This is a genomic window from Streptomyces sp. NPDC001135 (genome assembly GCF_053598395.1).
The window spans coordinates 66,617-79,564 of the sequence record NZ_JBSFKD010000025.1 but is presented as its reverse complement, the minus strand read 5'-3'; the positions used below and the strand labels follow the sequence as shown (position 1 = coordinate 79,564).

Genomic DNA, 12,948 nt, shown 5'->3' with positions numbered 1-12,948 from the left:
CACCGTGCCCGTCCGGTACCGGAATTGAGCACCCGGCGGCCCGCAGCCGTATCCGGAGGAGCTGAGGCATGCTTGGCCGACCGGGACCGGAGGAACAGATGAGGGTGACACGTGCGGTGCTCTGTGCGGCGGCCGTACTCGCGCTGGCGGGCTGCGGCTCGAACGGGGACGACACCAAGGCGGTCCCGCCCGCCGCGACCGGCAGCCTGGAGAGCCTGGCCGCCGAGGTGAAGTGCAAGCCGAACATGCAGACCGACGCCGACGAGATCCGCCAGGCCATCTGCAGGAACGGCGACGGCAGGTTCATCCTCGCCACCTTCGCCACCGACCGCGGCCAGCGCGAGTGGATCAACGACGCGAAGGACTACGGCGGCTACTACCTCGTCGGCCGCAAGTGGGTCGCCGTCGGCGACGACGGGGTCGTCAAGGCGCTGCGCGGCACACTCGGCGGAGACGTGGAGATCGGCACCGACCACCACGCGCACCACGGCTGACGGCCCGGTCCTCCCGGGCGCGGACACGCCGGAGGCCGGTGACGGGAGGGGGGTCCGTCACCGGCCTCGTTCATGGCCCGGGTCAGATGATCAGCGCGGGGTCAGGCGCAGTTCTGGCCGCGGTTGATGCAGCTGGCGATCCGGTTCGCCAGGCCGCCGGTCGTGACGCTGATGAAGTCGTCGTGGTCGGTGGCCGGCTTGTGGAGCTGCTCCGGGAAGCCGTCCACCGCGTAGGCGTTCTTCACCTGGCCGTTCTGGATGGTCGGCGGGGTGATGTTGTACACCAGGCGCATCGTGAGCTGCGGGATCGCCTTGAAGCCGTTCCCGCAGACACCGCTCGCCGGGTCCGCGAAGGCCACGTGCGTACGGTGGTTGGCGCTGTCGATGTTCTGCCCGTCCCAGCAGTTCTGGAAGGCGAACGTGCGCACCACCTTGCTGCCCTGCGGGCAGATCGGGTACTGCTGCGTCAGCTGGACCTTGTTCTCGAAACCGGTGCAGCTCCAGTGCGCGTTGGCGTTCGCCAGACCGTTGGTGGTGGTCTTGGCGTCACCGGTGATGATGCGCAGGAACTGCGGCATCGCGACGACCTTGCTCGCCGGGCTGCCCACGTACTTGATCTGGGCCTGCACCGGGGTCAGGATCTTGCCGACGTTGCCTTCCTTGCCACCGCCGTCGGCGTTCTGGTCGAAGTCCTGGGAGCCGTCCTGGACCCGGACCACCGGCCAGTAGTACGCCGACAGGTCGTTCCTGTTCTGGCAGCTGGTGCCGCCCTGCAGGAACGTCTGGTTGCTGGAGAAGGCGTTGACCTTCTGGTTGCCGACGTAGTCGTGCAGGTGGTGCGCGCCGTTGGTCACGCCGGGCGCCACGATCACGTTGTCGGTGTTGTGGTTCTTGTTGGCGTTGACACCGCAGCGCGTGGTGAACGTACCGGTCGAGCCGCCCTGCTGCTGGCGCGGCTTGCCCTGGACGTTCGGCGCGACCTTGGTGATGTCGACGAAGTCGGCCGCGACCGGGCCGTTGCCGGCCTGCCCGCCGATGTTCTGCCCGGCGTTGCCCTGCTGCTGGCCGCCGTTCTGTTGCTGCTGCTGGCCACCGTTCTGCTGCTGACCACCGTTCTGCTGCTGACCACCGTTGTTCTGTTGCTGACCACCGGTGTTCCCCCCAGCGGTGGTCTGGTTGGCGGTCTGCGTGGTGCAGGCGGCGAGCTGCGTGAGCGAGTTGTCGAAGGAACCGCCGACGCGCTGGATGTCCATCCGGATCCGGTCGATCGTCGCCGCCCGCTTCTCCTTGAGGGGGCCGACGATCGCGTTCTGCACGAAGCTCGGATCCTTGGCCTGCGCGTCCCGGGTGGAGGCGAGCCGGTTGTAGGCCTCGGTGATCTGCCGGTCGAGGTTCGCCAGCTCCGTCGCCACGCCCTGACGGGCCCGCCAGGGCACGCTCGTCAGCTTCTGCTGGACGTCCGGGCAGGAGACCGTCGCGACCTGCGCCGTCGCGGCCTTCGTCTGGTTGCCTCCCCACGTCTGGTTGTTCGACTCGTGCGCCGAGGCGTAGAAGTTCGCCCAGATCAGCCCGCCCCCACCGAGCGCTAGGGCCGCCGATGCGGCAATGGCCTTGGTGGCCAGCGGCGTACGGCGTTTTCGTGTGTTGCGTCCCATGGAACTCCTCTGACTTCCTTGCGGGGCAGTGTCGGGGCGCCCGACAGGAGTGAAGCGGCGTCCTTCCATACGGACGTCGCCCCAGAGGTGTTCACCGGTCTCACAAATTCCTCGCGGAACAGAGGAGTTGGCAGGTCAGCGGTCCCTGTCCAGATGGGCGAGCACCGCCAGTACGCGCCGGTTGTCATCGTCCGACACCTCAAGTCCCAGTTTGCCGAAGATGTTGGAGGTGTGCTTGGCGATGGCCCGTTCCGTCACCACGAGCTGCGCCGCGATGCCCGCGTTCGACCGGCCCTGCGCCATCAGCTCCAGCACCTCCAGCTCGCGCGGGGTGAGGCGGCCGAGGGGCTGGTCGCCGGCGGCCTTCCGGGACAGCAGCTGCTGGATCACCTGGGGGTCCATCGCCGTACCGCCCGCCGCCACCCGTCGTACGGCGTCGACGAACTGCTCGGCGTCGAACACCCGGTCCTTCAGCAGATAGCCGACCCCGCCGGTTCCGTCCGCGAGCAGCTCGCGCGCGTACAGCTGCTCCACGTGCTGGGAGAGCACCAGCACCGGCAGCCCCGGCCGGGCCCGGCGGGCCGCGAGCGCGCACTGCAGGCCCTCGTCCGTGTGGGTGGGCGGCAGGCGTACGTCGACCACGGCGACGTCCGGCTCCAGCTCGGCCAGCGCCTTGGACAGTTCGGGACCGGACTCGACGGCGGCGGCGATCTCGAAACCGAAGGCCTGGAGCATCCGGACCAGCCCGTCGCGCAGCAGGAAGAGGTCTTCGGCTAGGACAACGCGCACGGGATCTCCATGGTCACCAGGGTGGGGCCGCCGACGGGGCTGCTGACGGCCAGGACGCCGTCGAATGTACCGAGCCGGCGCTCGACCCCGGCGAGACCCGACCCGGCACCGATCGCCGCGCCGCCCCTGCCGTTGTCGGTGACCGTGATCCGCAGCCGGCCGTCGGTGTGGTGCAGGTCCACCCAGACCCGTTCGGCGCCGGAGTGCTTGACGGCGTTGGTGAGCACCTCGCTGACCGCGAAGTAGGCCGCCGACTCGACGGGGGCGTCCGCCCGGCCGGGCAGCTCCACGCCCACCTCCGCGGGCAGTGGCAACCGCAGCGCCAATGCCCGTACGGCGTCGCCCAGTCCGCGTTCGGCGAGGACCGGCGGGTGGATGCCCCGCACCAGGTCGCGCAGTTCCTCCAGGGCCTCGGCGGAGTTGCGGCGGGCCTGGGCGAGCAGCTGCTTCGCCCGCGCCGGGTCCCGCTCCACCAGCATCTCGATGGTGCCGAGGTCCATGCCCATGGCGACGAGCCGGGCCTGCGCCCCGTCGTGCAGGTCCCGCTCGATGCGCCGCAGTTCGGCGGCGGAGCTGTCCACGGCGTCCTGCCGGGTCTCGGTCAGCACCCGGATGCGTTCGGCGAGTTCGGCGTCGCCGCCGAGCACGGCGCCGGTGAGCCGGAAGTGCGCGGTCAGCAGACGCGGGGTGAGCCGCCAGGCCACGGCGAGGACCACGGCGCCCAGCGCGGCGGCGAGGAAGGCGGTCGCCTGCCCGGTGACCGGCACGAAGGCGTACCAGTAGGTGTCGCCGCTGTCGCGCACGTACGCCCGCCACAGTCCGGCGGCCAGCAGGAATCCCTCGACCGGGAAGGCCAGCAGTACGGCCGGCAGCAGCGCGGTGACGAAGCCGGCGGTCATGTCCACCGGCAGCCACAGCACGTCCCGCCGGACCTGCGGGTCGCGGAGCAGGGCGAAGGTCCGCGTCCAGGGGTTGGCGCCCTCGGGCAGCGGGCGGTAGGCCGCCGCGATCCGCACCCCGCGCCACTCGTACGCGAGCCTGCGCCGGGTGCTGGTGTACTCCCGCAGCGCGCCCAGGATCCAGGGGGTCGTGACGAGGCCGATGCCGATCGGGACGAGCGCGAGGGAGACGGCGGTCAGTGCGAAGCACAGGACCGCCACGGGCAGCATCGCGACGGCCAGGACGAACCCCCGCACTCCGTCCAGCACCACCCCCCGGGCCCGGGTGCGGAAGTCGTCTCTGTGCGTGTCGGTCTTCATGCCGTCAGTCTCGCCGACGCCCCCGGGCCGGGTCAGTCGTCCGAGGCCCCCTGTCCTGGGGTGGTGTCAGGTACACCCCCGGCCAGCAGCTTCGCCTCCACCTCGGGATCGACACCCTTGGCCGTCCGGTCCGGCCGCATCGGGGCCACGCCGCCGATCTCCGTCAGCCACCGCCAGGTGTCCGCGACGGTCTGCGCCGCCGGCCGGCACACCAGCCCGGTGGCCAGCGCACGGGACACGTCGGTGCGGTGGACGCAGGCGTACAGCTCGCTGTCCGGCGGCACCCACACCGGCAGCTCGGTCCACGGTTCGATCCCGGCGGCCAGGATCACCTCCGGGTCGGTCCAGCGCAGCTCGGCGTCCGCGCCGGTGACCCGGACGCAGAGGTCGAGCAGCTCGCCCATGGTGCTGTGTCCCGGCGGGCCGATCAGGTCGTACGGCCCGCTCAGCGACTGTTCCACCGCGCCGAGCAGCCAGCCGGCCAGGTCCCGGGCGTCGATGAACTGCACCGGCAGCGCACGCGGCCCCGGGGCGAGCACCGGGCCGCCCCGGGCGATCCGGGTCAGCCACCACGGCAGCCGACCGACGTTCTCGTGCGGGCCGAGGATCAGCCCGGCCCGCACCAGCAGTGAGTCCGGCCCGCCGAACGTCTCCAGGACGGCCAGCTCGCCGCCCCGCTTGTCCTGGGGGTACGCGGTCTGCTCCGCGTCGGCGAAGGCACCCTCCACCAGCGGCCCGAGCTCGGCGTCCCCGCCCAGCGAGGGCCAGGGCCAGCTGTACACGGACCGGCTGGAGACGTACACGTACCGGGCGGCACGGCCCCGCAGCAGCCGCGCCGCCGCGAGCACGGCACGGGGCTCGGCCGACCAGGTGTCGACCACGGCGTCCCAGGTGCCGGCGTCGGCGGCGAGCGCGGCCAGGCCGTCCGGGGCGGTGCGGTCGCCGTGCAACGACCGCACGCCGGGCGGGGGCTGGTGGCGCCCCCGGTGGAAGACGGTCACCTCCCAGCCGCGCCCCAGCGCCGCCTGGGCGACGGCCCGTCCGACGAACTCCGTACCGCCCAGCACCAGAAGTCTCATACCGGGGATCCTGCCCGCGGCGGGCGTGCGCCGGCACAGGGTTCTGCCGAGGGCAGAGCCGGTCAGCGGGCGGTCGGCGGCGTGTACTTGTAGCCGACCCGGCGCACCGTCTGGATCGCCTGGCGGTGCTCGGCGCCCAGCTTGCGGCGCAGCCGGGCGATGTGCACGTCGACGGTGCGGCCGTCCCCGACGTGGCCGTAGCCCCACACCGTGGTGACCAGCTGGTCGCGGGTGTGCACCCGGTGCGGATGGGCCACCAGGTGGGCCAGCAGCTCGAACTCCAGGTAGGTCAGGTCGAGTTCACGGCCGTCGACGCTGGCGGTGCGCTGCACGGGGTCGATCCGCACCACCGGGTCGGCACCCGGGTCCGGGGTCGTCTCCGGCTGGTCCGGCACCGCGACCGGCAGGAACGGCGGCCGCTGGTCGGCCGGGACCAGCACCAGGTAGCCGACCATCGGCGGCTGGCCGGGCAGGGTGGGCAGGGTGTGCTGCGGCGCGGGCAGCCAGGTGGCGCCCGGCGGCAGGAAGTCCGCGACGTCGACCACCTCGTCCCGGTCGACGGCGCGCAGCCGGTGCCGGGCGGGGGCGGTGAGGGTGGAGGGGGAGGAGAGGGAACGAGTGGTCGCCATGAGAGGTCAGCTCTTTCGCGCGAGAGGTTCGTCGGGTGGGGCGACGGCCGCGATTCGTGGTCGGGCGCGCCGGGGACGTACGTCGTTCCGCGCTGGCCGAAGGCCGGGGGTTACGGCTTTAGAGGGCCCGCGCGTTCATCACGCGGCAACACACCCGGTCGAAGTCGTGGTGCTGACGGGAAGGCCAGAAGGGCTCGAGGTCATGGCGACCCGTCGCGGTGATCTTCTGGAAGCTGGCCATGCGCCCATTGAAGCAGACACCGGCCCCGGGCAGGAGTCTCCTCTCACTGCTTGGACGCTTCCTTGGCGGGAAGTTGACGCTGCGTGGGTCACCGGGGCGCGCACAAGGCCCTGATCACGGGCTTGCCCGCGATGGGCGTGTCCGTCATGCCGTCTCGGTATGCGGACGCGGCTGCCTCAGTCGAGCACTTTCGCCGTCGCGAGCAGCTCGCGCACGGCGGACCGCAGGACGTAGTCCGGGTGCGGGGCGCCCGTCACGAACAGGTCGTGGGCGACGCGGCGGGCCGACTCGGCGGCCTCGCGCAGCGGGTCCACGGCGAACCGCGGCAGCAGGCGGAGCGCGGCCAGCGCCGGCAGGGCGGGAGGCACGCAGGGGGACCGGAAGCCGTCGGCGACCAGCCACCGGGCGAGCGGCTCCACCGTGTCCTCGCTCCGGCCCGTGACACGCCACACGGTCAGGGCCGCCCGGCCCCGGCGGCCGGCCGTGTGCCCGGTCGCCAGCCACGGCTCGACGAGCGGCAGCAACGGCGCGGCGGCCGGCCCCAGTTCCCCCGTCCGCGCGAGCGCCCCCGAGGTCCCTTCCGCGAGTTGCGCACCGAGGAGAGTGAGCGCGGGCTCCGGATCGCCGGTCACCCGGTGGTACGCCAGCGCGGCGGCCGGCGACACCGGGCAGTCGCCTCCGGTCGCCGCCGCCCGCAGCGCCTGGGCGCCGACGGCACCGGCGGCCGGGCCGAGCGCGCCGAGGACGGCGACCGCGCCGCCGTGGCCGTCGGTGCCGCCGGGCACCAGCGCGGCGAGGTGGTCCACGACCTCCACGGCCACCTCGGGATACCGCGCCAGTACCGCGGCCAGCCGCGGCGGGGCCGCCCCGAGCCGCCCGGCCACGGCCCGCGCCACGGGCAGCGCCTCCGCCCCGAACACGTCCGTCACCGCGGTGACGGCACGGAGGGTGCCGTCCAGGCCGGGCACATCCTCGACCAGCCGTACGACCTCCGGCACCGCCTCGGCCGCACCGGCGCGGGCCAGCACGGTGAGCGCGGCGGCCCGCACGTCCGAGTCGTCCGCGTCCCGGTACGGCCGCACCCGCTCCCGTACGCGCGGGCGGGCCTCAGCCGGCAGCGCGCAGGCCGTCCGGGCCAGCCGGTACAACTCCCATGGCGCGCCGCCGAGTTCCTGCAGCACCCAGGGCAGTGTCTCCGCCTCGCGGTCCCGCCAGCGCTCGATGATCTCGTCGGCGAGCGGTACGCCCCGGGCGAGGGCCCGCAGGGCGGCGTCCGGGTCCTCCTCCAGGAGCCGGTCGGTGAACGGGCGGTAGGGGTGCGGCCAGGAGCCGTCCTCGCGGTCGTGCGGATGGGCCGCGTACGCCCGGGCGCAGACGTCCACCAGCTCACCGGGCAGCGGCAGTTCGGCGGTGCGCAGCAGGTCCTCGGCGGCGGCGAGCCGCACGAGGGGGCGGGGGTCGGCCAGCAGGCCGTGCCGCCAGGCGCCGTCGCCCGCCTCCAGCAGGGCGAGCGCGGTCACCACGTGCGCGCGCACCTCGGTGACGGGTTCCGTGTCGAGCCGGGCGCGCAGCAGCGGGAGCAGCGGGAGTGCGTACGGGTGGCCGAGCGACGTGACCAGCAGCACCATGGCGTCGCGGATCTCCGCGTCGGTGTCGTGCGCGAACGGCAGCAGGGCCGGCACGGCCTCGGCCACGGCCCGCCGTGCGGCGGCGCGTTCGGCGGGTTTCCCGGAGCCGTCCGCGAGGGAGGCGATCAGCCAGAGCAGCTCCCGCCGGTGGCCGGGCCCTTCGAGGGCCAGCCGGGCCAGGTGGGGTACGGCGGCGGCGGAGGCGTCGTATATGTCCCCTTGGTGGCACAGCGCGGAGAACAGCTCGTGCGAGGCCTCCTCGCGTACGTCCGCGTCCTCGGACCCCATCGCCCGCAGCAGGCCCGGGATGTCGTCGGCCGGGCCGTACGCGTGCGTGAGCTTCCCCCAGTCGGTCCCCATGGGGCCGCACGATATGCGCAAGGGGCGCCCGCCGCGACGGCGGGCGCCCCTTGCGGGAGGTCGGACGGATCAGACCTGGCCGGCCTTCTCCAGCGCGGTGCAGCAGGTGTCCACCAGCAGGCGGGTCACCACGTACGGGTCGACGTTGGCGTTCGGGCGGCGGTCCTCGATGTAGCCCTTGCCGTCCTTCTCGACCTGCCACGGGATACGGACCGAGGCACCGCGGTCGGAGACGCCGTAGGAGTACTCGTCCCAGGGAGCGGTCTCGTGCAGGCCCGTCAGGCGCTCGTCGATGCCGGCGCCGTAGTTCTTGACGTGGTCCAGCGGCTTGGAGCCCTCGCCGAGCGACTCACAGGCGGTGATGATCGCGTCGTAGCCCTCGCGCATCGCCTTGGTGGAGAAGTTGGTGTGCGCGCCGGCGCCGTTCCAGTCGCCCTTGACCGGCTTGGGGTCCAGGGTGGCGGAGACGCCGAAGTCCTCGGCGGTGCGGTAGAGCAGCCAGCGGGCCACCCACAGGTGGTCGGAGACCTCCAGCGGGGAGACCGGGCCGACCTGGAACTCCCACTGGCCGGGCATGACCTCGGCGTTGATGCCGGAGATGGCGAGACCGGCCTTCAGGCAGTTGTCGAGGTGGGCCTCGACGATCTCACGGCCGAAGATCTCGTCGGCGCCGACACCGCAGTAGTAGCCGCCCTGCGGGGCCGGGAAGCCGTTCTCGGGGAAGCCCAGCGGGCGGGAGCCCTCGAAGAAGGTGTACTCCTGCTCGATGCCGAAGATCGGCTCCTGCGCGGCGAACCGCTCGGCGACCTCGGCCAGCTCGGCGCGGGTGTTGGACGCGTGCGGCGTCATGTCGATGTCGAGGACCTCGCACAGGACGAGGATGTCGTCGCCGCCGCGGATCGGGTCCGGGCAGGTGAAGACCGGCTTGAGTACGCGGTCCGAGGAGTGGCCCTCGGCCTGGTTGGTGGAGGAGCCGTCGAAGCCCCAGATCGGCAGCGCGTCGAGACCGGCCGGAGCACCCGCGATGATCTTCGTCTTGGAACGGAGCTTGGCCGTCGGCGCGGTGCCGTCGATCCAGATGTACTCAGCCTTGAAGGTCACGGGGCCACATCCTTAGGGGTAAGTCGGGCGCACTCGTCGTCGCGGGTGCTGCGGCGCTGCGGCACTGGGGCGCCGCTCGATCTGCCCGGCAGACTGTCAACAGGCCGTTTCCCGGCCATTGCCCGTGTGTGAACCCCGTGTTACCTGGTGGTTTTGTGGCGCGGCTCACCTTGTGAGGTGTCCGCGGGTGAGGTATGCGCGCCCTCGGCCACCGCTTTCCGCACTCCGTCGAGGAACTCCCGGACGGCGGCCCGCTGTTGGTCGTCGTAGCCGCGCAGCAGCTCGACCGACCGCTCGATCAGCGGCCCGAAGAACGCCCAGCCGAGTTCCACGGTGCCGTCCGTCACCTCCACGACGACCTTGCGCCGGTCGCTTTGCCCGCGTACCCGCCGCACATGGCCCGCCCGCTCCAGCCGGTCCAGCAGCGCGGTCGTGCCCGCCGAATTGAGCCCGAGTGCGGCCCCGAGCCGCCCGGCGGTCGTCTCCTCGCCCGCCCGCCGGGCGTCCATGAGCGCGATCAGGGCGCGTACGTCCGTGGGGTGCATGCCGTTGCGCTGCGCGAACCGGGAGCTGTGCAGGCCCAGTTCGACGGTGACGGCACGCAGCAGGTGGACGATCTCCATATCGGGTTGCACGCGGTGCCTCCGAAGCTATTATCTCGCTCGGCGAATATCTTGCTGAACGAGATAATAGGGGGCGGTTGCCGTGGCCGGGTACGACAGCGAGGCCTTTCGGGTCGCGTACGACAAGGTGCTGGCGAAATGGCCTGCCGAGCGGGAGGCGCTGACGGTCGCCACCCCCTTCGGCGACACCCGCGTCAACGCCTGCGGCCCCCGCGACGCACCCCCGCTGCTCCTGCTGCCGGGCGGCGGCGCGGCCACCTCCGTCTCCTGGTCCGCCCAGGCCGCGGAGCTCGGCCGGGTCCGCCGCGTCTACGCGGTCGATGTGGCCGGCGCCCCGGGCATGAGTGGTCGGGCCGGCGACCGCCACCCCCGCACGGTCGCCGACCTGACGGCCTGGCTGGACACCCTCCTGGACGGCCTGGGCGTCGGCTCGGCCGACCTGGGCGGCCACTCGTACGGCGGCTGGATCGCCCTCCACTACGCCCTGCACGCGTCCGCGCGGGTGCGCCGCCTGTTCCTCCTGGACCCGACCCAGTGCTTCGCCGGGTACAAGGCGGCGTACCTGCTCCACGCCCTGCCGATGCTGCTGCGGCCCACGCCCCGCCGGGTCCGCGCGTTCCTGGAGTGGGAGGCCGGGGGAGTACCCCTGGACCCGGACTGGCTCGCCCTCCAGGAGGCGGCGGCGGGCTTCCCGGCCGCGAAGCCGGTCACGAGCCCGCGACCGGCGCCGGACGCGCTGCGGGCCCTGGACATGCCGGTCCTGCTGCTCGTGGCCGCGAACAGCAGGACCCATGACCCCGGTGAGGTGGCGGACCGGGCCCGCGCCCTGTTGCCGCGCGTGGAGACCGCCGTCCTGCCGGACGTGTCCCACCACGCGCTGCCCCAGGCGGCACCCGGTGACCTGGCCCGCCGTCTCACCGCGTTCCTGTCCGGTCCCTGAGCCTCACCCCACCTTCTCGATGACCGCGTGGCGGATGAGGAACTTGCCGGGCTCCCGGACCTGTTCGAAGGCCGCGTTGTTGAGCAGGACGCAGCTGCCGGAGACCGAGGTGACCTTCACCGTCGTGGACTTGTTGTTGTCCAGGTTGGTGACCTTCAGGGTCGTCCCGGCCGGGAACTGGCCGCTGGACGCGGCCGGGGCGCCGCCCTCGCCGGAGAGCGTGACCGTGGAGCCCTTGCAGACCTGCTGGCCCGAGCCCGCCGCGGCACCGCCGGCGTTGGCGTCGCCGGCGGCGGACTGCGAGGGCTGCGCACTCTGCTGGCCCGCCTGCTGTCCGGCGCCCGCCTGCTGTCCGGCGCCCTGCTGCTGACCGGCGCCGTTGCCGCCCTGCGCCGCCTGGGAGTCCTGAGCCGACTCCCCAACGGTGCATCCGGCGGCCTTCTGCTGGACCTCGATCTGCTTGAGGACCGCCTCGCGGTTGGCGATCCGGGCCGCCGACTGCGCGTCCGGATGGGCCTTCTGGTCCGCGATGAACTTGTCGTTGTTGCCGTGGGCCGTGGCCAGCCCCTGGCAGACGTTCGAGTCTCCGGCGGACAGTGTCCTGGCGTTGTGCGCGGGCTGCGCGGCGTTGGACGTGGTGGCCAGCGCGAAGGCCCCGCCGCCCGCCACCGCCGCGGCACTGACGAGCAGCGCGATCTTCTTCTTCGTACCGAGAGTTCTCCTGCGCGACATGCGCGCCTCCTGAAGAGGTAGGGGAGCGTACGCCGCTATGTACGAGATACCGAACGAAGTTACTCAGCGGTCGCAGGAGTCGGTGAAGTGGCTTGCGTCACAGGTGAGTTGAGTGGCGCTCAGCTCTTGTTGTGCTCGAGCGCCTCCCGTACCGCCTCCTCGGAGCGGGCCACCAGGGCCGTTCCGTCGTCGGCGGTGATGATCGGACGCTGGATGAGCCTGGGGTGCTCGGCGAGCGCGGTGATCCACCGCTCCCGCGACCCCGCGTCCCGCGCCCACTCCTTGAGCCCCAGCTCCTTGGCCTCGGCCTCCTGGGTGCGGGTGATGTCCCACGGCTCCAGGTTCAGCCGGTCGAGTACGGCCCTGATCTCGTCCTCGCTCGGCACGTCCTCCAGATAGCGGCGAACGGTGTACTCGGCTCCCTCGGCGTCGAGCAGGCTGATGGCGCTGCGGCACTTGGAGCAGGCCGGATTGATCCAGATTTCCATGCCGCACACGGTACGCGAGGCCCCCCTGCCGCCCGGCGACGCCGACCGGCCCGCCGTGGTCGCAGGCCGAGCGCGGCCGGTCGAAGGGCGGTGCGGGGAGGCCGGGGTGTTCGAATTTACGCCACCTCACCCACCCCATGCGGAACTGGTGTGACGCGACGGCAACTTCCCTGGTGAGCTGGGTATTTGCCGGATCGCACGGGCCATCCCGTTGTCAGTGCCCGGCAGTAGACTGGAAGCAGTGTTCGAGGGCATCGCCGGACTGTCCGGCCGGTGCCCTGCCCGCGACAGGAGGATGCCTGTGCCCGCTGCCGCCCTGAAGCCGAAGCCGTTGCCCACCCAGTCCACCGTCCAGCGACCCGTGCTGTTCGACTCGCCCTACGAGCCCGTGACCAAGCGGCCGCTGCCGGCCGGACGGCCGCGCGAGTGGTACGTCACCCACAACCGCCGTCTGAAGGCCATGCGCCTGGCCATAGCCCTGCTCGACTCCGGGATCCACCAGCCGGCCCAGGCCCGCAACGAGACGATCCGCAGCACGGCCGAGGAGATCGGCATGCGCCCGCCGTCCGACACGACGTGCCACATGGTGCGCGCCTTCATGCGCTACAGCCGCTGACGCCCGCCACCGGCGCCGGGTGCCTCCGCCTTCCCGGGGCACCCGGCGCCGTGCGCGTGCGGGACCGCTCGGCCGCGGCGCTCCAGCGGTCCGCGCTCACGACGCCGCGCAGCGCCGGCCCGTTTCCGTCACCGAGGGTGAGTGCGCGCATCCGCGAGGGCCGTCCGACCTGGAGCGGCCGGCGCCTCCCGGACACCGGGGCGTGGCAGCCGCCGCTCGGCCGTTCGCCGTCGAAGCCCTCAGCGCATACCGGCAGTTCGCCCAGAAAGCCATGCACGCGGTGGGCCCTGTCCGGGTGGAAAACGGGATGCGAC

13 protein-coding genes are annotated in these 12,948 nt (G+C 72.6%); 3 read left to right on the top strand and 10 right to left on the bottom strand.

What is annotated here, in order from left to right; genetic code table 11:
- Positions 1 to 98 precede the first annotated feature (98 nt).
- The gene (locus ACWC94_RS27465; protein WP_450799769.1) at positions 99 to 494 is read left to right on the top strand and encodes a hypothetical protein; all 396 of its coding nucleotides are present in this window, start codon (positions 99 to 101) and stop codon (positions 492 to 494) included.
- A 101-nt stretch (positions 495 to 595) separates the two neighbouring features.
- Here the strand turns inward: ACWC94_RS27465 and ACWC94_RS27460 are convergent, their stop codons facing one another.
- The 8 genes from ACWC94_RS27460 to ACWC94_RS27425 form a co-directional block, all read right to left on the bottom strand.
- Positions 596 to 2,149: a DUF1996 domain-containing protein gene (locus tag ACWC94_RS27460; RefSeq protein ID WP_450799768.1), complete on the bottom strand. Its 1,554-nt coding sequence runs from the start codon at positions 2,147 to 2,149 to the stop codon at positions 596 to 598.
- 135 nt (positions 2,150 to 2,284) lie between these two features.
- Entirely contained in the window at positions 2,285 to 2,938 is a 654-nt protein-coding gene (locus tag ACWC94_RS27455; RefSeq protein ID WP_450799767.1) for a LuxR C-terminal-related transcriptional regulator, read from the bottom strand.
- Positions 2,923 to 4,197: a sensor histidine kinase gene (locus tag ACWC94_RS27450; protein WP_450799765.1), complete on the bottom strand. Its 1,275-nt coding sequence runs from the start codon at positions 4,195 to 4,197 to the stop codon at positions 2,923 to 2,925. Before ACWC94_RS27450 ends, ACWC94_RS27455 begins: the two co-directional genes overlap by 16 nt.
- 32 nt (positions 4,198 to 4,229) lie before the next feature.
- Positions 4,230 to 5,276, bottom strand: a complete 1,047-nt coding sequence (locus tag ACWC94_RS27445) for an NAD-dependent epimerase/dehydratase family protein (RefSeq protein ID WP_450799764.1) — start codon at positions 5,274 to 5,276, stop codon at positions 4,230 to 4,232.
- Positions 5,277 to 5,338: 62 nt separating this feature from the next.
- On the bottom strand, positions 5,339 to 5,905 hold the full coding sequence (locus ACWC94_RS27440) for a winged helix-turn-helix domain-containing protein (protein WP_450799763.1): 567 nt from the start codon (positions 5,903 to 5,905) through the stop codon (positions 5,339 to 5,341).
- 417 nt (positions 5,906 to 6,322) lie between these two features.
- Positions 6,323 to 8,134: a hypothetical protein gene (locus tag ACWC94_RS27435; protein WP_450799762.1), complete on the bottom strand. Its 1,812-nt coding sequence runs from the start codon at positions 8,132 to 8,134 to the stop codon at positions 6,323 to 6,325.
- A 69-nt stretch (positions 8,135 to 8,203) separates the two neighbouring features.
- Positions 8,204 to 9,235, bottom strand: a complete 1,032-nt coding sequence (gene glnII, locus ACWC94_RS27430) for a glutamine synthetase (RefSeq protein WP_450799761.1) — start codon at positions 9,233 to 9,235, stop codon at positions 8,204 to 8,206.
- A 140-nt stretch (positions 9,236 to 9,375) separates the two neighbouring features.
- Entirely contained in the window at positions 9,376 to 9,858 is a 483-nt protein-coding gene (locus ACWC94_RS27425) for a MarR family winged helix-turn-helix transcriptional regulator (RefSeq protein WP_450799840.1), read from the bottom strand.
- An 82-nt stretch (positions 9,859 to 9,940) separates the two neighbouring features.
- Between ACWC94_RS27425 and ACWC94_RS27420 the strand changes: the two genes are divergently transcribed.
- Complete coding sequence (locus ACWC94_RS27420; RefSeq protein ID WP_450799760.1) at positions 9,941 to 10,798, top strand: alpha/beta fold hydrolase; 858 nt, start codon at positions 9,941 to 9,943, stop codon at positions 10,796 to 10,798.
- A 3-nt stretch (positions 10,799 to 10,801) separates the two neighbouring features.
- On the opposite strand, the gene ACWC94_RS27415 is transcribed toward ACWC94_RS27420, so the two are convergent.
- Both ACWC94_RS27415 and ACWC94_RS27410 read right to left on the bottom strand, forming a co-directional pair.
- A complete protein-coding gene (locus tag ACWC94_RS27415; RefSeq protein WP_450799759.1) occupies positions 10,802 to 11,530 on the bottom strand; it encodes a hypothetical protein in 729 nt (242 codons plus the stop codon).
- A gap of 119 nt (positions 11,531 to 11,649) precedes the next feature.
- Complete coding sequence (locus ACWC94_RS27410) at positions 11,650 to 12,018, bottom strand: arsenate reductase family protein (protein WP_450799758.1); 369 nt, start codon at positions 12,016 to 12,018, stop codon at positions 11,650 to 11,652.
- A 301-nt stretch (positions 12,019 to 12,319) separates the two neighbouring features.
- Here ACWC94_RS27410 and ACWC94_RS27405 point away from each other — a divergent pair, with 301 nt between their 5' ends.
- Positions 12,320 to 12,634: a hypothetical protein gene (locus tag ACWC94_RS27405; protein ID WP_450799757.1), complete on the top strand. Its 315-nt coding sequence runs from the start codon at positions 12,320 to 12,322 to the stop codon at positions 12,632 to 12,634.
- Positions 12,635 to 12,948: the final 314 nt, after the last annotated feature.